Here is an 18,876-nt window from a genome sequence, read left to right as displayed (position 1 = left end):
TCTAAACCGTACTGTAATTGCTCAATATCAATTAAGATTTGAGCAATTCACCCTTAGCAGCAATCAAATATTGCAGCATAGACACTATGGTCAATAAAGTCGCGGTAGCTAAAAGAATATAACTAAGCATCAACATCCACGGTGAAAACTGCCAAATTAAGCCAATAATTGCCAGCATCTGGGCTGCAGTTTTAAATTTACCCAAAGAAGAAACGGCAACGCTCGCTCGTTTACCAAGACCAGCCATCCATTCTCGAAGTGCTGATATAACAATTTCACGGCTAATAATTACAACTGCAGCAAATGTGATCCATACGTTTTGATAATGGGCTGCAATCATTACTAGCGCAACGCTTACCATTACTTTATCAGCAACTGGATCCAAGAACGCCCCAAATGGCGTAGACTGATTTAATTTACGTGCAAGATAACCATCTAAAATATCCGTGACCGAAGCCAACCAAAAAATAAATGCGGCAGCAAAAAACGCCCATGAATACGGCAAGTAAAATACCACAGCAAAAACAGGGATGAGAAACAACCTAAATGTTGTTAGTGTGTTTGGAATATTCCACATAACTACTTAAAGAATTCTTTTTTTATATGTTCGCATGAAGTATCAAGCTTTGTCATGCAAATGGTTAAATATCTTTTCAGCCAACTGCGGACTGATCCCGGGTACTTGCCCCAATTGTTGTATATTTGCAGATTTAACGCCCTGTAACCCTCCTAAATACTTCAATAACGCTTGACGACGCTTATTACCTACTCCACCTATTTCTTCTAATACAGACTGAGTACGCTGCTTTTGCCTTTTATTGCGATGTCCGGCAATCGCAAAGCGATGCGACTCATCCCGAATATGCTGAATTAAATGCAGTGCGGGTGAATCACTTTCTAAGTTTATTGTCTTGCGACCTGCGTCAAACAATAATGTTTCCAACCCTGGTTTACGACTAGTCCCTTTGGCAACGCCGATTAGCATTGGCATCTTTTCTAATTGCCAATGCTCAAAAAATGCTTCAGCTCTTGCCAACTGCCCTTTTCCTCCGTCAATAAAGATAATGTCAGGTACTTTAGACTCATCTGTGACTTTTGAATAACGCTTATTCAATGCAAAGTCCATTGCTGCATAATCATCCCCCGGTGTAATTCCAGAAACATTATAACGGCGATACTCTTTTGTATTGGGTCCTTGGGCATCAAATACAACACATGATGCAACAGTATTTTCCCCCATCGTATGACTGATGTCGAAACATTCCATACGAGTAATATCTACTAAACCGACAGCTTCCTTCAGCAAAGCATAGCGCTTACTGACAGCATCTTGTGTGCTTTGCTTCACCATAATACTATTCATGGCATTTTTTGTTGCCAGTGCTAAATAATTAGCTCGCTCAGCACGAACATTTGATCTTACATGCACCTTACGTTGCGCAAGCTGTGTAAGCGCCTCTGTCAGCTCTTTTTGCTCAGACAACTCAAATGGCAACACGATGTCATTTGCAATTCGTGCATTAGAACCGTTAGACACATAATACTGTCCCACAAAAGAGGTTAAGATTTCATCTTCTGATGAGTCCTTTGGTACCTTTGGAAAATACGTTTTACTGCCTAAAATTTTATGGTCTCGGATCATCAGCATGTGGATTGCAGACAAGCCATTACGCTGTGCAAAACCAATCACATCCATTTCTGCAAAATTACCAGCAACAGATTGTTGTTCCTGCATTTGTCTTAGCAGCGCTATCTGGTCTCGATACTTAGCGGCCGCCTCAAAGTTGAGCGCCATACTCGCACTTTCCATTTTGCTCACTAAAGACTCTATAACTAAATGTGACTTGCCGCTCAAAAACTGCCTTACTAAATCGACTTGCTCGGCATATTCACCATGCGAGACTTTATCAACGCACGGTGCTGAGCAACGTTTTAGTTGATATTGCAAGCAAGGCCTGCTTCGAGCTCGATAATAAGCATCTTCACATTGACGAACAGGAAAGATTTTTTGCATTAAGCGCAGGCTTTCAGATACCGCTGCGCTGCTAGGAAAAGGTCCGAAATACTCCCCTTTTTGTTTACGAGCACCACGATGAAATGCAATCCTAGGGTGTTTATGATCTGTAAGAAGAATATAAGGGTACGATTTATCATCGCGGAGTAGGATATTGTATCTAGGTTGATATTTTTTAATTAAGTTATTTTCGAGTAAGAGCGCTTCGGTTTCAGTATTTGTAAGTGTAACCTCAATATTATAAATGTTACTTACTAAAACACGGGTTTTACTATCAGGGATATTAATGCGAAAGTAACTGCTTACTCTCTTTTTTAAGTTTTTAGCTTTACCAACATAAATCACCTGGTGTTCTTTATCATACATACGATAAACACCAGGCTCAGTAGACAATGTTTTTAAAAACGATTTGTGGTCAAAATCTGCCATTCAAATGAATTTGATTATCGAGAACTATCAATATCAATCATTTTATGACGAATTGCTAAATGAGTCAGCTCTACATCACCGCTAACGTCCAATTTTTCAAACATTCGGTAGCGATAACTGTTCACTGTTTTAGAACTCAAGTTCAATCGCTCAGCAATGTCTTGCGCTTTCTCACCTTTAGTTATCATCAACATGATTTGCAACTCTCGGTCAGACAACGACTGGAATGGGTTTTCATCCACTTTACCGCTAAACTGTGCCAATGCTATTTGCTGTGCGATTTCAGGCGCAATGTAACGCTGACCTGAATTGACTGAACGGATTGCATTGATCATTTCGTCAGGACCCGCGCTTTTTGTTAAATATCCATGTGCGCCTATTTGCATCACTTTGCTTGGAAATGGGTCTTCACAGTGCACGGTAAGTACAATCACCTTTACATCAGGGCAATAACGACAGATTTTCTTAGTCGCTTCTAAACCACCGATCCCAGGCATATTCATGTCCATTAATACGATATCAGGTTCATTTTGGCGGCAAAAAGTAACCGCTTCTTCCCCAGTTTTAGCCTCTCCGACCACCTTGAAACCACGTACATCATCTAAGATACGCTTGATCCCAGTCCTTACAAGTTCATGATCATCAACTAAAAGTACGTTAATCAATGGAACATCCTCACGCTAGCCCTTGGTAAAAAATCTATTCGATATGCTTTGCGAGATTAACATATAATTCCGCAAAGCATAATCTGTTACATTAAGCCAACCTATCAATATAAGACTATATTACTAGATTTTCAGTTGACTACTCTGCTTTTTCAGAGAACCGGTTAACCCACAGTGCAATCACACCATCACCCGTTACATTACAGGCAGTACCGAAGCTGTCTTGTGCAAGATAAAGTGCAATCATCAGTGCAATCGCACTTTCATCAAAACCAAGCATCGACGTCAGCAAACCTAGCGCAGACATCACCGCCCCACCAGGTGCACCAGGCGCCGCAATCATAACAACCCCAAGCATAAATATGAACGGCAACATTTCCAATAATGATGGAATTACCATCGTTGGTGATAAAAACATTACCGCCATGGCACATGTCACAATAGTTATCGTTGAACCAGATAAATGAATTGTAGCACATAAGGGAACAGAAAAGTTTGCAACTTCTTCTGATACACCATTTGCTTTACTCGCTCTCAATGAAACCGGAATAGTTGCTGCACTGGACATGGTACCAATTGCAGTAAAGTATGCTGGCAGCATATTTTTGACCAATTCTAACGGGCTTCGTTTCAACATAAGACCAGTTACAATAAACAATGTTGTTAGCCATAGCCAATGCATACCAACTGCAGCCACTAATACCACACCGAATGTACTAAGTGTATCAACAACCGTGCCAGCAACAGCCATTTCAGCAAATACACCTGCAATATAAAACGGTAATGCAGGAATTATTACTTTAGCCAACAAAGCATCAATCACATCTCGACCTTGATCGACTACATCTTTCAATTGGCCTAAGTTTAATTGACTAATTCCAATACCAAAAATAAACGCAGCTGCTAATGCAGTCATTACACTCATAATTGGTGGAATTTCTAACTGAATATACCCTTTCAGTTCAGCGCCTTTAGAGGCTTCATAGACGATGCTGCCTTCAAAGAAACCAGTGGCAAATAATACGAGTAATACAGCAAGCGTACCGGCAATTACCGTAGAACTATATGCAAAACCCACCGTCTTACCCAAAAGGTGCCCAGATGTTTTAGGTAAACCGGCAATACCAGAAGCGATAAAAAATAAGATAATCAAAGGAATTGTAAAGCTAATTAGCTGGCCTATAATCACTTTTGCTGTATATAGCAGCTCAGTCAGACCCAAAGGCAAGTACAAACCTGCCAAGATACCGCCTAGGATACCGGCGATGAGTTTTATTATTAGAGACATAGTTTGCCCGATCTACATTTAAACCAAACCCCTTTTTACCAGCTTTTACCTCATAGGTATACAAATACGATACTTTAAGTTCAGTGTGTTCACTTGATTTCACCTGATATTAACGCTATTCAACGATAATGAATTGTTGCTTTTATACTATTATTATTAAATTAACGCCCTAAAGTTTCTGCGAAAAAAATCACCTATCATGTTTAGAAGTACCAGTCTTACATGTGCTTTGCTGTTGTCGTTTAATATTGCAGCAGCACCACAAGTCATTGACATACCTTATATCGCACAATCCGCTTCCATTGACGGAGAAATCAATGAGCCAGTTTGGCAATCAGCAAAAGAAATTACAATAAACAATGTCACTTGGCCTCATGACAACACACCAAGTCCAGTATCAACAACCGCATACGTATATGAAAATGGCGAGGCACTCTATATCGCTTTTATTGCCAAAGATGCAAAACCAGAAGAAATTAGAGCCCATTACAGGGATAGAGATAAAATTTGGAATGACGATTTAGTTGGCATAAAAATAGACTCATTGAATAACCGTCAAAATGCGTATCAATTTTTTATTAATCCCCTTGGCGTCCAGATGGACTCAATTGAAAATGAGCTAACCAAGAACGATAACGCATCATGGCATGGTATATGGTCAAGTAAAGGAATGATTGTAGAAGATGGTTACCGCGTGGAGGTGAAGATCCCGCTACGCGTTCTCAACTTCAATGATTCACCAGGAAGGAAAACAATGGCGATGGAGTTTTTGCGCTTTTTACCAAGAAGTGAGCGCCTGAGAATTTCCAATATGCAGCTAGATCACAACAACAGTTGTTGGATATGCCAGATGCCAGCGGTGAGTGGCTTTGCTTCTGCAAAACAAAATAGCAATCTCACTATTACACCAGCGCTCGCTGTCACACACACTCAAACTCGTGATATTGATGGCGCAATTGTCCCTGACTTTGAGAGTGAAACAAGTTATGACCCCGGATTGGATGTTAAGTGGGCTGTCACCCCCGACACCACGTTAAATTTAACGCTCAATCCTGATTTTTCTCAAGTCGAAGCTGATACTGGACAACTGAGCATCAATAATAGTTTTAGTTTATTCTTCCCTGAAAAGCGTGCGTTTTTCTTAGAAAACAGTGACTATTTCTCGTCACATCTCAACTTAGTCCATACACGTAACGTATCTGCGCCAGACTATGGGATAAAGGCCACCAGTAGCAAAAGCGGACATACGTTTGCTGGTTTTATTGCCAATGATGATGCAACACACGTGTTGATACCTGGCAACCTTGGCTCAAGCATCGTATCTCTTGAGCAAAAAAGTGAAAACGCTGCTTTTAGATATCGCTACGATAAGGGAGATGAACTCTCGGTCGGTGCCACCAGCACGTTAAGACAAAGCGAAGACTACCAAAATCAACTTGTAAGTATTGACGCTAAGTATCGCCCTACCAAACACGATACCATTAAGTTACAGGCCGTTGGCACTGATACGCAATATGACCAACACTTTATAAATGAGCTATGTGATGATGACCCTATCGACTCCTGCGATATTAACGAAAGTGTTTTACGTGTCCAAAACCAAGGCGAGCAAAGAGGTACTGGTTACTACGCCAGCTATGAGCACAACCGTAAACACTGGCGAGCATTTGGCTCCTACCGCAACTACGACAGTGCGATGCGTGCTGACTTAGGCTTTGTTTCTCAAGTGGACTTCAATAAATTCGTGACCGGATTTGAGTATCGCTGGTATGGAGACGAGAGCAATTGGTGGAACCGAGCAAATTGGTATAGTGATTGGGATATCACTCATAACGAAGATGGCGAGCTACTAGAAAAAGAAGTACAGTCTAATTTCAAGGTACAAGGTCCACTGCAAAGTACCATTCAATTTGGATTTGACCACAGAAAACGTACTGGCCAGCGTCATGACGAATCACTGCTCAATATCGATGGCAATACAGATATGTTTACCGAAAACTTTCAGTGGATGTATTTAGAAATGAAGCCCAAAGCAGGTGTATTTGCAGGCCTAACACTCAACACTGGTAATAAATTAGATATTGCGAATAACCGCTTAGGTCAGAGATATATTGTCAAGCCTACACTCGACTTCAGTTTAGGCCGCCATTTTGAAGTCAAGTTACGCCACACCTATGAGCGATTAGAGCATGAAGGCGACAATGTCTACACAGCGAATTTATCTGATGCAAGATTTACTTATCAATTTGGTATCAACAGCTATGTGAGATTAGCCTTGATCAATCTAGATATAGAACGCAATCAGCAAAAGTATATCGACGATGTTGATAGCCAATACAAAAAGCTAAGCACACAATTATTATATGCATATAAGCTCAACCCAGAAACTGTGCTATTTGTTGGCTACTCTGACAGCGGCTATAAAGATGATGACCTAAGTAATATCACCAAAGACAGTAAAACCTTCTTTGCCAAATTCAGCTATGCGTGGCTGCGTTAAATTGCCAAACTCTTAATTCCTCATGGTAATTAATAGTTTGTTTTTTATTCATTATAGCTATAAGCTTTTTTAATATATCTTATAGCCATTCTTTACTTCTTGTTTTGCTATATGACCAGTAAAGTGTGGCTATATTAAATATTACGAATAGTCCTAAGCTCATTTCAAGGGAACATTATGTCTAAAGTATTTTCAGATAACAGCCTAGCAATAGGCCAAACACCAATCGTTAAACTTAACCGTGTTACTGGCGGTAACGTGTACGCAAAAGTTGAGTCACGCAACCCAAGCTTCAGCGTTAAATGCCGTATCGGCGCTTCTATGATTTGGGAAGCTGAAAAACAAGGTTTACTTGGTGAAGGTAAAGAACTAATCGAGCCGACTTCTGGTAATACAGGTATTGCGCTGGCTTTTGTTGCTGCATCTCGCGGTTACAAACTTACATTAACTATGCCAAATACAATGAGCCTTGAGCGTCGTAAGCTATTAAAAGCATTAGGCGCAAATTTAGTACTGACTGAAGGTGCTAAAGGTATGAAAGGCGCAATTGAAAAAGCGAACGAAATCTTAGCAAGCGACCCTGAAAAGTACGTACTTTTACAACAGTTTGAAAACCCAGCTAACCCGAAAATCCACTTCGAAACAACAGGTCCTGAAATCTTTGATGCACTAGAAGGTAACATCGATTACTTCGTAGCAGGCGTGGGCACTGGTGGTACTATTTCCGGTGTGAGTCGTTTCCTAAAAACTGAAAAAGGCCTTGATGTTAAATCTATTGCTGTAGAGCCAAGTGACTCTCCTGTGATTTCTCAAACACTTGCTGGAGAAGAAGTAAAACCTGGTCCTCACAAAATCCAAGGTATCGGTGCAGGCTTCATCCCTGGAAACCTAGATTTAGAATTAATTGATGGCGCCGAGCAAGTATCTAATGAAGACGCAATCGCGATGGCACACCAATTAATGAAAGACGAAGGTATCCTAGTAGGCATTTCTTCTGGTGCTGCAGTTGTTGCTGCAAAGCGTATCGCAGAAAGACCTGAAAATGCTGATAAGAACATCGTCGTGATTCTACCTAGTGCAACTGAACGTTACCTATCTAGCCCAATGTTTGCTGATGAGTTCAGCGAGCAAGAACTAGTTCAGTAAGCAAAAAATAAATCAAAAGGCCAGCAACTCGCTGGTCTTTTACTCTCACCACATTCTCTTTCACCTTTATCAAGATCCTGACTAGACTAAGTAAATAAATAATACACATATCTGCGATTCTTATTCTATGACCTTGCTTTGAGAAGTAATTACGTTATTAGCCATCTAAATCAGTAACGTCATAAAGCTTTGTTCAAAATATGTTTTAGTCGACTTACTCACTCTCGACGCAGATACTTAAATAGAAAACGCAGTGTATATGAATAGGGTTAGTCAAATGAAGTTAGTAATGAGCTTAATTTTCGGCTTTTCGATTCTGTTTTCAACGCTTGTGAATGCAAATTTACAAGTCGGCTTCTTTAAGTCTGGGCAATACCAAATGATTGCTGGAGAGGCATTTAAAAACGGCTATTTATTCAGTAAAAACTCAACAAAAGAGCAGCTTCATCTGGTCACGCTAGACTGGCCACCTTATATTGGGGATCAGCTATGTAATAAAGGTTGGGTGTTTCAGTTTACCGTCGCTTTATTAATTGACCAAGGGTACCCTGTTTATGTCGAGTTTTTACCATGGGCCAGAGCAGTCAAGGCTGTCGAGTCTGGACAAGCAGATATTTTGTTCCCAGAATACTTCATCGAAGATGCTTCCCCCTCTGATAACTTTCCAAATAAGACCAGAAGAGAGCTACTGGCATTATCGAATGCATACCCTGGTGGAGAGATAGGCTTTATTAAACGCCGTGGCGAGCGCGACAAGTTTAAAGGGAATCTCAATGATCTAAAAGGGACTACCATAGGTGTGGTGAGAGGCTATCAAAATACACCTGAATTTGACGCTATGATGGACAATGGTGAATTTGTGATTGTCAAAGCCGTGGATGACCTACAACTGGTTAAGCTATTGGTAGGCAAGCGGGTTGATCTGATCATTGGGGACCCTAAAGTCTTGCGCTTTACTGTAAGTTATTCAAACCTTTCTAAATCAGAAAAGGTCACCCTGTTACGTGCACTAGAAGATGTTGAACCTGCGTTGCGCTACAACAATCTATTTTTTGCCTTGAGTAAAAAGAAAGGCAATTGGCGCCAAGTACTCAACGATATTAATAAAGGCTTATATATTTTTAATAACAGCGGAGAAACCGAACGAATAATCGAGATGGGAAGTTCTGAATGTTATTAAGCAAAAAGCGGTATTTCACCGCTTTTAAATACACTCTGTACACCAGCTTTGCCTGATGTGTAGTCGTTAGTTGATCCCGATATACTTGTGCACTTGAATTGATAAACGCCAGTTTTTCTTGACGCACGTGTCTATAGCCAATTTAGTTGCTTTGGCTTTTTGACTTATCGGCTGCAAGTAAATCAGTTTAGGTGTCACCCCTGTTTGCTCAAACAAGGCTTCTAGTTCATCAATGTGTTTTTGCATGGCAACTGGGTGTTTTATCTCATCCGCTCTTTGCATCGCTGACGTCAATACGTCATACCCGCCACGCATATTAATTTTCGGAGAAACCGTCACCCAAGTTTCTTTCGGTACCAATACCTCAAATGTACCACTGGTCTCTACCTGAGTGGTATAACCTGCATCATGCAGTAAGTTACACAGTTCATTCAAGTCATACATACAAGGTTCACCGCCGGTGATCACAATATGCTTTGCTGTATAGCCACGCTCTTCAAATTGAGTAATTATCTCTTGCGGTGTAGCATTCGCCCACCATTCTGAGTCTGCTTTTTTCTCAACCGTTTTTTCCAAGCTTACCAAATATGTGGGGTTCACATCCCATGTCTGCTTTGTATCACACCAAGCACAGCCCACTGGGCAACCTTGTAAGCGAACAAAAATAGAAGGGGTGCCCGTAAAGCTTGCTTCACCTTGGATGGTTTCAAAAACTTCATTAATCTTGTACAAAACAGCTCCAAACTACTCAATATATTTTGCGAAAATAACCTGCTAAAATTGTCATTTTTTCAGCGGCCGTGTAGTATATCGCGCCCTGAAGCAAACCTCTATTAAAATCGAGGCAAAACCTGAGGCATTTATCCGAGGTATCTCTTATGAGCGAAAAAGTCGTTGTTATCTATTCTGGTGGTATGGATTCTTACACCGTGCTAAACAAAGCCCTACAAGAGGGTCATGAAGTCTATGCGCTGTCTTTTAATTATGGACAACGACATGTCAAAGAGCTTGAAGTCGCTAAAAATGTCTGTGACAGTTTAAACGTAGCACATAAAATTGTTGATATATCTGCAATCAACCAACTTCTTGCAGGGTCATCGCTAACCGATGACATCGAAGTGCCAGAAGGTCACTACGAAGAAGAAAGTATGAAAAGCACAATAGTGCCTAATCGCAATATGATCTTACTGTCTTTGGCAGTGGGCTATGCGGTATCTTTAAAAGCTAATAAAGTTTTTTATGGTGCTCATTCAGGCGACCACGCCATCTATCCAGACTGTAGACCGGAATTTGTGAAAAAGATGGATGATGTGTGCCGTATTGCAAACTACGATGAAGTGGAAATCGTTTGCCCATATTTAAACAACACTAAAATTGATATCTTAACTGATGGCTTAAACATGGGATTAGACTATAGCAATACATGGACCTGTTACAATGGCCGTGAAAAAGCTTGTGGTAAATGCGGTGCATGCCAAGAACGCTTAGAAGCATTTGAGCTCAATAATGCCACAGATCCGCTCTCTTACGAGTAAAGCATACTGATTTTGCTATGCCCTAAATACGCAGGGTATAGCAAAGCCTCCCATTTCCCTCGCTTCAACCTTTCATTTTCTCTTACATTTAATCTGACACTTGTCACTATACTCAACACAAATATCGGCTATGATTAAGACAATTCAAGTTAAGGAGATTGGGCTTATGTCTGGTACAACTATGGTGTTTTTAATCGTGCTTGTTAGTGTCGGATTTGGCGTGATAAGCGACCTATACGGCAAGTACTTACAAGCTAAAAAACAAAGCGGGATTAACAAACAAGAGAGCGATCAGCTCAAAACTGAACTCGCACATTTAAAAGATCGTGTTGCTGTCCTTGAAAGGATCGTAACGGACGAAGGCTACCAAGTAGACAAAAAAATCAAAAGCTTATGAATTTGCATATCGCCAGCAATGTCACTGGCGATATGAAAATCTATTTAGATAAACTCGGTAGACCAAAAAGTAGTTTAACTGGACCTGAGCGCTTAATTATCTCATATCCCACATAGCACCCCGTCACAGTGAACAAAACAACCAATATTCCTTCCCAAAGGATTGATATACCATAGGGCTTAAGCCAAGCAGCAACAACCATAATCAGCGTTTGATGTAATATATACCAAGGTAAAATAGCCCCAGTTGCATACTCCAGCTTATTGCTAGACTTATCCAAATGCTTGGCCCCATAGCCAATCAACATCAATATCCAAGCCCAGTCATTGATACTGAATATCACGCCATACAAGCTCTTTACCCATATGCTCGTATCGAAGTGTTGCGCGAGTCCATATAAAACCCCGTGCTTATCCATAATAATAAAGCTATATCCCACTATGGCGAGTATCAATAAAGTATGGCGCTGCGCAATCACGCTCGCTTTAAATCGTGGCAATAACGCAAAGCAATACCCAGAAAAGAAGGCGAAAAAGTACTTGCTATGGTTATACCAGTCATCAACCAATGCATGTGTTGAAGGGTAATTAGCTCGCAAACTGAACCAGACATAAAAAATAAAGCTGACTGCAAGCACAAATGCAAACGCTGGCGATAATCGTTTCAGACATGAATGAAATACATGGTGAACGGGAAGCAGTTTAAAGATCAGCAACAAACAGACACAATATGTCCACAAATAAGCTAAAAACCACAGGTGATTCCATGTTAATAATCCGATGATAGATTGATATTCAGGTAACAGCATCGTATTGGGATTGATATAAGCGAACCAAAATTCAATGAATGTCATGTCTATCAGGCCCTTGCCAGACGCTTCTAGATACAGTTGCGGCGCAACCACGATATACATGGAAAATACCAGCGGTATAAACAAGCGGAAAAATTTCGCCTTAAAAAGAGCCCATGCCGACATCTTCCGTTCGCAGTAAGCAAATACAACCCCCGAAATAAAAAACAATAAAGACATACGCCAAGGGTTAGTTAACAACATCAAATCTTGTAACAACACTGAAGTGTCCGCGCTTTTAATATGAAACGCCCACCCTTCTACATAGTACATCCCGACGTGATATAAAATGAGTATTGCAAACGCCCATACTCTTACCCAATCTAGATACCACTGCCGAGAAAAATTCGACTCAATCACACATCCTCCGATTACATTAAGGTGTTTATATGTTTAAATAATGCCCCAAGTAAATCACCTAGCTTATTGAAATACATGAATATAGTGATGAGCGGTGGAAATTAGGGATAAGTTGAGATGTGGATAACAAAAATCATAAAGCAACATACAACTTGGTGTGGCTATGCAGCCATTGTGCTCTACGTTTTGATTAATAACACCATCAATGCATTTTCAACTTGGACAGAACACAATAGAAGTGGAACACCAGTCATCCAACTTTGGGAGCCCTTTGTATGGCAATATTCAAGCGCCCTATCTTTATTCTTGTTACTGCCTGCTCTATTTATTGTTTTTAAGCGATTTCCGCCTCGTGCGACTGGGATTTTGAAGCAGATCACTATTCACATCAGTGCCTCTTTTTTGTTTTCTATCTGTCATGTGCTGCTTATGGTCTTATGCCGACACGGCGTATACACCTTGATTGGAAGAAGCTATGACTTTGGAAATTACTCCACTGAATTTATTTATGAGTGGCGTAAGGATGTACTTACTTACATTAGTATCCTTGCCTGCTACCACTGCGCAAAGTGGATAATTAGCACACAACTCAAAGCGCTTGAACACCAAGAATCCCCTGCCCCAATCACGCAATTTATTGTTAAAAAACAAGGTAGCGAATACCAAGTCAAAGTAGCCGACATCCAGTGGTATGAAGCATGTGGTAACTACGTTAATTTACATAGCCGAGGCCGAGTTTACCCATTGAGACACACACTAAACCGACTATGCTCTGAATTAGAACATAGTCATGTGACGCGTGTTCATCGCAGTTTCGCCATCAATGACCAAGCCATAAGGTCAGTGCGCTATACATCGAGTGGCGATGGCGTGATCACCTTAACTTCAGGGGATGAAATTAATTTATCAAGGCGATATAAAGAAGACTTTAGAAAAATATACAAAGCATCTCTGTAGAGAAAATAATATGGTATTCCAAATATAAACAAGATTGTAAATGTTAAAATTAACCACAAAACACGCCAAACCATTTAATTTTATTAATTATTTGCAACCAGGTAGTAGCACTATCTTTCTAATAAAATAGCCAAAAGTTAGAAGTTATAAACTATAACAAAAATGAATTTAACGACGCATAAATTACTCTTTAGTATCCCCTCCTCTATAAAGAATTAGTCTCATTCATTGAGCTTCTCAGAATACCGAAATCAACTCGCTAGGATATACAATGTTAAAACCAAGCTTCTTGGCAGCGTCAGTCAGCCTGATATTAGCTTCTGCACCTGCTTTCACATTTAAGGCACACGCATCATCAAGCCAGTCTCCTGAGCTAAAACCAGAAGTCATCGAAGTCACAGGTACCAGACGAAGCTTACGCAGCATAGCTGAAAGCACGGTACCCGTAGATATCATCAGCTTAGATGAAATTAACAGCTCTGGTCAGCTTGAATTAAGCCAAGTATTGACCACACTTATTCCTAGCTTTAACTTCCCTAATTCACAACTAGCAGATGGCACAGATCATGCCCGCCCAGCTGTTTTAAGAGGTTTGGCACCAGATCACACCCTCGTACTAGTTAATGGTAAGCGTCGTCACTCAAGTGCCCTGTTAAATTTAAATGGTACTGTGGGCCGAGGCTCCTCTGCTGTTGATTTAAATATGATCCCAACTGCGGCGATTAAAAGAATTGAAGTACTGAGAGATGGCGCAGCAGCACAATATGGCTCAGATGCGATTGCCGGTGTCATTAATATAGTCTTAAAAGATGCTGACGAAGGCGGTTCACTCAACTTTACCTATGGTAAATATGACACCCAAATGGCAGGGGCAAAACAGTTAGAGCGCGTATATCAAGGTGATGATGGCGAGCTAGCATTCGAGCTTGGTGAAGATCGCCGCATCAGCGACGGTAATACAGGTACCTTAAGTGGAAATGTCGGCCTGCCTCTTGGTAATAATGGATTTGTCCATTTAAGTGCTGAGATGCGTAACAAAGCGCCTTCTAACCGTTCAGGATTTGACCCACGAGCACAATATGCCAAAGACGATGCGGGTAATTTTGACCCTAGAGAATTTGATGCCGAGCGATATAACCACAGGTTTGGTAAAGCGGATATAGAAGATGTCGCTTTCTTTTATAACGCAGGATATGACCTTAGCGATACATTATCGCTATACTCTTTTGGTAGCTACTCAGAACGTGAAGGTAACTCAGGCGGCTTCTTCCGTCGCCCACAAGATGGCAGAAACGTTGTTGAAATATACCCTAATGGATTTTTACCACAGATCACTACGCAAGTAGACGACTTTGCTGTTGCAGCGGGTATCACATCTCATACCGCAGGTTGGGACTTAGACAGTAGTTTTAACTACGGCCGTAGCCAATTTAGCTTTGGTGTCACTAACAGCTTAAATACATCAATGGGTGCAAAAAGCCCAACAGACTTTGACAATGGTGACTTAGTCTATGATCAATTAACGCTGAACTTTGATGCTAAAAACAGTATTGATTTAGGTTTATATGAGGAAGTATTCATTACTGTCGGTGCTGAATATCGCAATGAGTCATACCAAATTAAAGTCGGTGAAGAGGCCTCTTACCTCACTGTTTTAGATGCGCAAGGTATCCCTGTTGCCGCAGGCGGCGCACAAGTTATGGCCGGCTTTTCACCAGCCAGTGCGGTTGATGAATCTCGTCACAACATTGCTGTATTCACAGAGCTAGATACCTATTTAACGGCAAAATGGAACCTTGTTGCTGCAGCACGCTTCGAAGATTACAGCGATTTTGGCTCTACATTGACTGGTAAACTTGCCACGCGTTATGAGTTTAATGACGCCTTGTCATTTAGAGGTGCGATTAGCACAGGATTTAGAGCCCCATCACTTGCGCAATCAACATATAAGTCCGTCAGTACTGTATTCGAAAATGGCATACCAAATGAAGTGGGCCTATTTCCTGTAGACACACCAGCTGCGCAAGCACTGGGGGCAAAAGCACTCGATGCAGAAGAGTCAATCAATTTCACAGCTGGTTTTATTTATACTCATGATGCTTTCAGCTTTACTGTCGATGCATATCGAATTGATATTGACGACCGCATTGTATTATCAGAAAACTTAAGCGGTGATGCTGTTGAAGACATTTTGAAAAGTGCGGGTGAGCATAATGTGCAGCGTGTAAGATACTTTACAAATGCCATTGATTCCCGCACACAAGGTGTCGACATTGTAGCAACTTATAGCTTTGACTTAAGTACCTTAGGTGAACTGAGCTTAAGTGCGGCTTTGAATCTTAACGATACAGAAGTGACGCATGTTAAAGACAACCCTGCTGAACTTGCTGCATTGGGTGATGAGTACCAGTATTTCGCTCGCAGAGAAATTGCACGCTTCGAAGATGGTACGCCAAAAGATAAGCTCAACCTCGTAGTCACGTGGCAATACCAAGATTGGACAGCTACTTTAAAGGCAACCCGCTATGGTGAAACAACAGATTCATCAAGTACGGTAGAAAAAGATGAAGTGCTAGATGCAAAATGGATAACAGACTTAGAAGTCGCTTATCAAATGACCCAGCAATGGCGTATTGCTGTTGGTGCGAATAACTTATTTGACCAATACCCGCAAGATACTGTTGGCAACATTGGTTTTAGTAACTTCAACCAAATTTTCCCATATTCAGCGTTTTCTGCGTACAACACCGATGGTCGATTTGTATACGCAAAAGCATCATTTAATTTTTAATATGCTTTTTGTCGCCAGTATCACCTGCTGGCGACAAATCACCAACCCAGTATAATAACTTCCCCCAAAGTTTCTAGTCACCACACCAGTACTTTGTCTAAAAATCATACTTGATTTTTCTGTTTAAAATATGTTATCAAAATATTGGGGTAAATTTTTACCTATGGAAGTCTGTTCTACCCCACAAACCATAAAAATTTAAATAATATAGAAGGAAACTAATCGTGAACTTAAAATTAAATAAGAAGAGTATTAAAAAGCTCACTTCAGATATCAATACGCTACCAAAAGCTGCAACACCTAAAGTAGGCGCAGGTTTTGGCGATACAGACTTATGCAATACTGTTGGCGTGTGCTGGACACAACGAGGTCCAGGCAGACCTTGTGAAATTTACTCTCACGACTGCTAAATTTAAATATGTTTAATTACGTGCACTAATTGAACTCTACTGTGCAACATAACTAAAAACCGCGGAAAGCGCGGTTTTTTAATTACCTAAAAAAATCACTTACTGTCTATAATTAATAAATGCGCTTAAATATTAAATAAGTACTGAGTATTTTATAAAGGCTTAAAGAGTAAAACGTCACCGCTTATGTGTTTTATACCTTGCAAATAAATACGGAGTTTAAGCGAAGTTTTAAAATTGAGATTCCAACTCTTTAATAAAAACGCTCGGTTCACTAGGAGACATAATATAGGCTTGGCGTTTTGCACGGGTTAAAGCCACATAAAATAAACGTCGCTCCTCAGCATTTGGGTAGGCCTCTAGCATGGGAAGAAATGCTTCAATAATTTGGTCCTTTTGACGCACTGCTGGCACAGAGCTTTTATCTAATCCTGTTAGAATGGTAAAGTCAGCTTCTTTGCCCTTCGCCGCATGAAATGTCATGGCAATAATATCAAGCTGTGCATACTGATCATTTAACAACATAAGCTCTTCTTTAGAAGGAAGCTGCTTATGGTAGCGAGCAAGGATCATGACCGATGTATGCCCCGAATGCCGCATTGCTATTTGCTTAATCACTAAAGTATAAGCGTTCGCCGACATTTCTGGTGTGATCACCACAGAAGGCACATCGGGAACACTCTGCGCACGGACTTGTTTGACAATTTGCTGCGGGTTTTGGCACACAAAATGACTGGCCAAATCGAGTAAGTCTTGACCGTAGCGAAACGTTTTATCCAATTGCATGACTGTAGAAGAGCCAAAGTGATGCGTAAAGTTTGTAGTCAGCCCAAGATCTGCTCCATTGAAACGATAAATCGACTGCCAGTCATCTCCAACAGCAAATAAATGACTTCGTGTATGCTGTCCTAACAACGCCTTGACCAACTCAGCCCTGACTAAAGAAATATCCTGAAATTCATCGACCAAGATATGCACCCAAGGACTCTTGAAACGTCCCTCTTTGACATATTTAGTCGCACGATTAATCATGTCATCATAATCAATCGTCTGTTCATTATTAAGATACAGTTGATATTCCGTGATAACAGGGCGAAATACACTGAGCAAATCTTCAAATTCTGTTTCTAAATTTTGTAGGCTGCCAAGGCTAGAAGCCTGCTTATACAAACTTATAAGATCACTAAACTGCTTAACCAGTCGCACCACAGAGCTTGCAGAAAAATCCACCTCGCTCTCATTTTTCTTATATTCAAAGTGCGCCCTCAATAACTGCAATAATCGTTGCTTATAAGCGCGGTCTTGGCAAAGAGACACCAATGTATCGTGGATAAATTGCAGCTTCTTTTTTTCGTTATGACACAACTGAGAAAGGGTCGGCGGCTTTCCTTCCACTTTACCTAAAATATACGTTCCTAGACTGTGAAACGTGCGGCAAGTAGCAGAAAAATAGGCATTTTTAAGCCTTTGCTGCATTTCATCGGCTGCGTCTTTGCCATAAGCGAGCATTAATATTTGTTCGCTGTTAGCCAGTTTAGCGTTCAGTAAATAACCCACTTTTGCGATCATCACACTGGTTTTTCCCGTACCAGCACCAGCGAGTAACAACTGTCTTTCATCAACAACCACACACGCTCTGCGCTGAGCCATGGTCAATGGCTTGGATGCGACTGAATCAAAGTAGCCTTCATAATCACGCAGCTGCTTTTTTATATAGGCTTCTCTAAACTCATCTATATCTTGCTGCTGCCATGTGTGTACTTCTTCTAAAGTGAAGCGAGTTTGAGCGAGATGTCTTTCAAAACGTTTGTCTAGCGACCAATTCAACCAGTAACCTGCCAACTCTGATGTCATTTTTTGCGCTGTAAGCAATAAGCCGTGAGACAAATAACGTTTTTCCAATAACGACTCAAGTTTAGCGATGCTTTGCGTCAACTTATTAACGTGAGAGCTTAACCAGAGTTTTTGTAATTCAAATTGTGCTGCATCTAAATCACATCCTTGGATCCGTATTTTAAAGCTAGACTCTGGTGTAAAAACTTGAATTTTAGGTGTAATTTTACCGAGCAAAATAGCTGGAGGCTGAGATTGAATTTGCCAAGTGTACAGTTTTTTTACCGATTTAGTCTCAATCACGATGCCTTTGGTGGAAATCGACATGGCACTGATCCCATCCATGAGTCGTGATAATGTATGAACTGTAAACTGCATTAAATCTACTGAAGAAGCTGAATATAAGTCAGAGTTTAGGGGAATCTAAGAGGACTGTCATTGATTATTCAATGCCATTGAACAAATAAAGAGTAACACCGCACTTTTGCCCAAACAGCAAAAGGCCAGCAGAAGCTGGCCTC

15 protein-coding genes are annotated in these 18,876 nt (G+C 40.8%); 8 read left to right on the top strand and 7 right to left on the bottom strand.

Annotation, left to right across the window (positions count from 1 at the left end):
* Nucleotides 1-31: 31 nt before the first annotated feature.
* From pgsA to QNM16_RS19200, 4 genes are all read right to left on the bottom strand, one after another.
* Nucleotides 32-577, bottom strand: coding sequence for a CDP-diacylglycerol--glycerol-3-phosphate 3-phosphatidyltransferase (pgsA, locus tag QNM16_RS19215; RefSeq protein WP_284021953.1), 546 nt, complete (start codon nt 575-577; stop codon nt 32-34).
* A 42-nt stretch (nt 578-619) separates the two neighbouring features.
* Nucleotides 620-2,443: an excinuclease ABC subunit UvrC gene (gene uvrC, locus QNM16_RS19210; protein WP_284021952.1), complete on the bottom strand. Its 1,824-nt coding sequence runs from the start codon at nt 2,441-2,443 to the stop codon at nt 620-622.
* 14 nt (nt 2,444-2,457) lie between these two features.
* Nucleotides 2,458-3,108, bottom strand: a complete 651-nt coding sequence (gene uvrY, locus QNM16_RS19205) for a UvrY/SirA/GacA family response regulator transcription factor (protein WP_023398753.1) — start codon at nt 3,106-3,108, stop codon at nt 2,458-2,460.
* Between the two features lie 139 nt (nt 3,109-3,247).
* A complete protein-coding gene (locus QNM16_RS19200) occupies nt 3,248-4,396 on the bottom strand; it encodes a dicarboxylate/amino acid:cation symporter (RefSeq protein WP_284021951.1) in 1,149 nt (382 codons plus the stop codon).
* 199 nt (nt 4,397-4,595) lie between these two features.
* Between QNM16_RS19200 and QNM16_RS19195 the strand changes: the two genes are divergently transcribed.
* The 3 genes from QNM16_RS19195 to QNM16_RS19185 all read left to right on the top strand — a co-directional run bounded on the left by QNM16_RS19195 (nt 4,596) and on the right by QNM16_RS19185 (nt 9,222).
* Nucleotides 4,596-6,896: a carbohydrate binding family 9 domain-containing protein gene (locus tag QNM16_RS19195; protein WP_284021950.1), complete on the top strand. Its 2,301-nt coding sequence runs from the start codon at nt 4,596-4,598 to the stop codon at nt 6,894-6,896.
* Nucleotides 6,897-7,073: 177 nt separating this feature from the next.
* On the top strand, nt 7,074-8,042 hold the full coding sequence (cysK, locus tag QNM16_RS19190) for a cysteine synthase A (protein WP_039608758.1): 969 nt from the start codon (nt 7,074-7,076) through the stop codon (nt 8,040-8,042).
* A 289-nt stretch (nt 8,043-8,331) separates the two neighbouring features.
* Entirely contained in the window at nt 8,332-9,222 is an 891-nt protein-coding gene (locus QNM16_RS19185; RefSeq protein WP_284021949.1) for a substrate-binding periplasmic protein, read from the top strand.
* Between the two features lie 66 nt (nt 9,223-9,288).
* On the opposite strand, the gene queE is transcribed toward QNM16_RS19185, so the two are convergent.
* Nucleotides 9,289-9,954, bottom strand: coding sequence for a 7-carboxy-7-deazaguanine synthase QueE (queE, locus tag QNM16_RS19180; protein WP_284021948.1), 666 nt, complete (start codon nt 9,952-9,954; stop codon nt 9,289-9,291).
* A gap of 146 nt (nt 9,955-10,100) precedes the next feature.
* Between queE and queC the strand changes: the two genes are divergently transcribed.
* A complete protein-coding gene (queC, locus tag QNM16_RS19175; RefSeq protein ID WP_284021947.1) occupies nt 10,101-10,757 on the top strand; it encodes a 7-cyano-7-deazaguanine synthase QueC in 657 nt (218 codons plus the stop codon).
* Nucleotides 10,758-10,923: 166 nt separating this feature from the next.
* Nucleotides 10,924-11,154, top strand: coding sequence for a hypothetical protein (locus tag QNM16_RS19170; protein ID WP_063360638.1), 231 nt, complete (start codon nt 10,924-10,926; stop codon nt 11,152-11,154).
* Nucleotides 11,155-11,194: 40 nt separating this feature from the next.
* Here the strand turns inward: QNM16_RS19170 and QNM16_RS19165 are convergent, their stop codons facing one another.
* Entirely contained in the window at nt 11,195-12,364 is a 1,170-nt protein-coding gene (locus QNM16_RS19165) for an acyltransferase family protein (protein WP_284021946.1), read from the bottom strand.
* Nucleotides 12,365-12,481: 117 nt separating this feature from the next.
* Between QNM16_RS19165 and QNM16_RS19160 the strand changes: the two genes are divergently transcribed.
* The 3 genes from QNM16_RS19160 (at nt 12,482) to QNM16_RS19150 (ending at nt 16,522) form a co-directional block, all read left to right on the top strand.
* Nucleotides 12,482-13,321 (top strand): LytR/AlgR family response regulator transcription factor, encoded by an 840-nt coding sequence (locus tag QNM16_RS19160; RefSeq protein ID WP_284021945.1) that lies wholly within the window; start codon nt 12,482-12,484, stop codon nt 13,319-13,321.
* Between the two features lie 271 nt (nt 13,322-13,592).
* Nucleotides 13,593-16,112 (top strand): TonB-dependent receptor plug domain-containing protein, encoded by a 2,520-nt coding sequence (locus QNM16_RS19155; RefSeq protein WP_284021944.1) that lies wholly within the window; start codon nt 13,593-13,595, stop codon nt 16,110-16,112.
* 224 nt (nt 16,113-16,336) lie between these two features.
* Entirely contained in the window at nt 16,337-16,522 is a 186-nt protein-coding gene (locus QNM16_RS19150) for a hypothetical protein (RefSeq protein ID WP_284021943.1), read from the top strand.
* Between the two features lie 231 nt (nt 16,523-16,753).
* Here the strand turns inward: QNM16_RS19150 and QNM16_RS19145 are convergent, their stop codons facing one another.
* Nucleotides 16,754-18,733 carry a UvrD-helicase domain-containing protein gene (locus tag QNM16_RS19145; RefSeq protein WP_284021942.1) on the bottom strand — a complete coding sequence of 660 codons (1,980 nt, stop codon included), beginning with the start codon at nt 18,731-18,733 and terminating at the stop codon, nt 16,754-16,756.
* Nucleotides 18,734-18,876: the final 143 nt, after the last annotated feature.

Origin of the sequence: Pseudoalteromonas umbrosa, from assembly GCF_030125375.1 — a bacterium.
Lineage (GTDB): Bacteria > Pseudomonadota > Gammaproteobacteria > Enterobacterales > Alteromonadaceae > Pseudoalteromonas > Pseudoalteromonas umbrosa.
This window is presented reverse-complemented; position numbering and strand designations above follow the sequence as displayed.

Coding starts and splice junctions, on each gene's coding strand:
- cysK (WP_039608758.1), top strand. CDS start 7,074: ATGTCTAAAGTATTTTCAGATAACAGCCTAGCAATAGGCCAAACACCA.
- queC (WP_284021947.1), top strand. CDS start 10,101: ATGAGCGAAAAAGTCGTTGTTATCTATTCTGGTGGTATGGATTCTTAC.
- QNM16_RS19155 (WP_284021944.1), top strand. CDS start 13,593: ATGTTAAAACCAAGCTTCTTGGCAGCGTCAGTCAGCCTGATATTAGCT.
- QNM16_RS19160 (WP_284021945.1), top strand. CDS start 12,482: ATGTGGATAACAAAAATCATAAAGCAACATACAACTTGGTGTGGCTAT.
- QNM16_RS19145 (WP_284021942.1), bottom strand. CDS start 18,733: ATGCAGTTTACAGTTCATACATTATCACGACTCATGGATGGGATCAGT.
- QNM16_RS19195 (WP_284021950.1), top strand. CDS start 4,596: ATGTTTAGAAGTACCAGTCTTACATGTGCTTTGCTGTTGTCGTTTAAT.
- QNM16_RS19200 (WP_284021951.1), bottom strand. CDS start 4,396: ATGTCTCTAATAATAAAACTCATCGCCGGTATCCTAGGCGGTATCTTG.
- QNM16_RS19170 (WP_063360638.1), top strand. CDS start 10,924: ATGTCTGGTACAACTATGGTGTTTTTAATCGTGCTTGTTAGTGTCGGA.
- uvrC (WP_284021952.1), bottom strand. CDS start 2,443: ATGGCAGATTTTGACCACAAATCGTTTTTAAAAACATTGTCTACTGAG.
- QNM16_RS19185 (WP_284021949.1), top strand. CDS start 8,332: ATGAGCTTAATTTTCGGCTTTTCGATTCTGTTTTCAACGCTTGTGAAT.
- pgsA (WP_284021953.1), bottom strand. CDS start 577: ATGTGGAATATTCCAAACACACTAACAACATTTAGGTTGTTTCTCATC.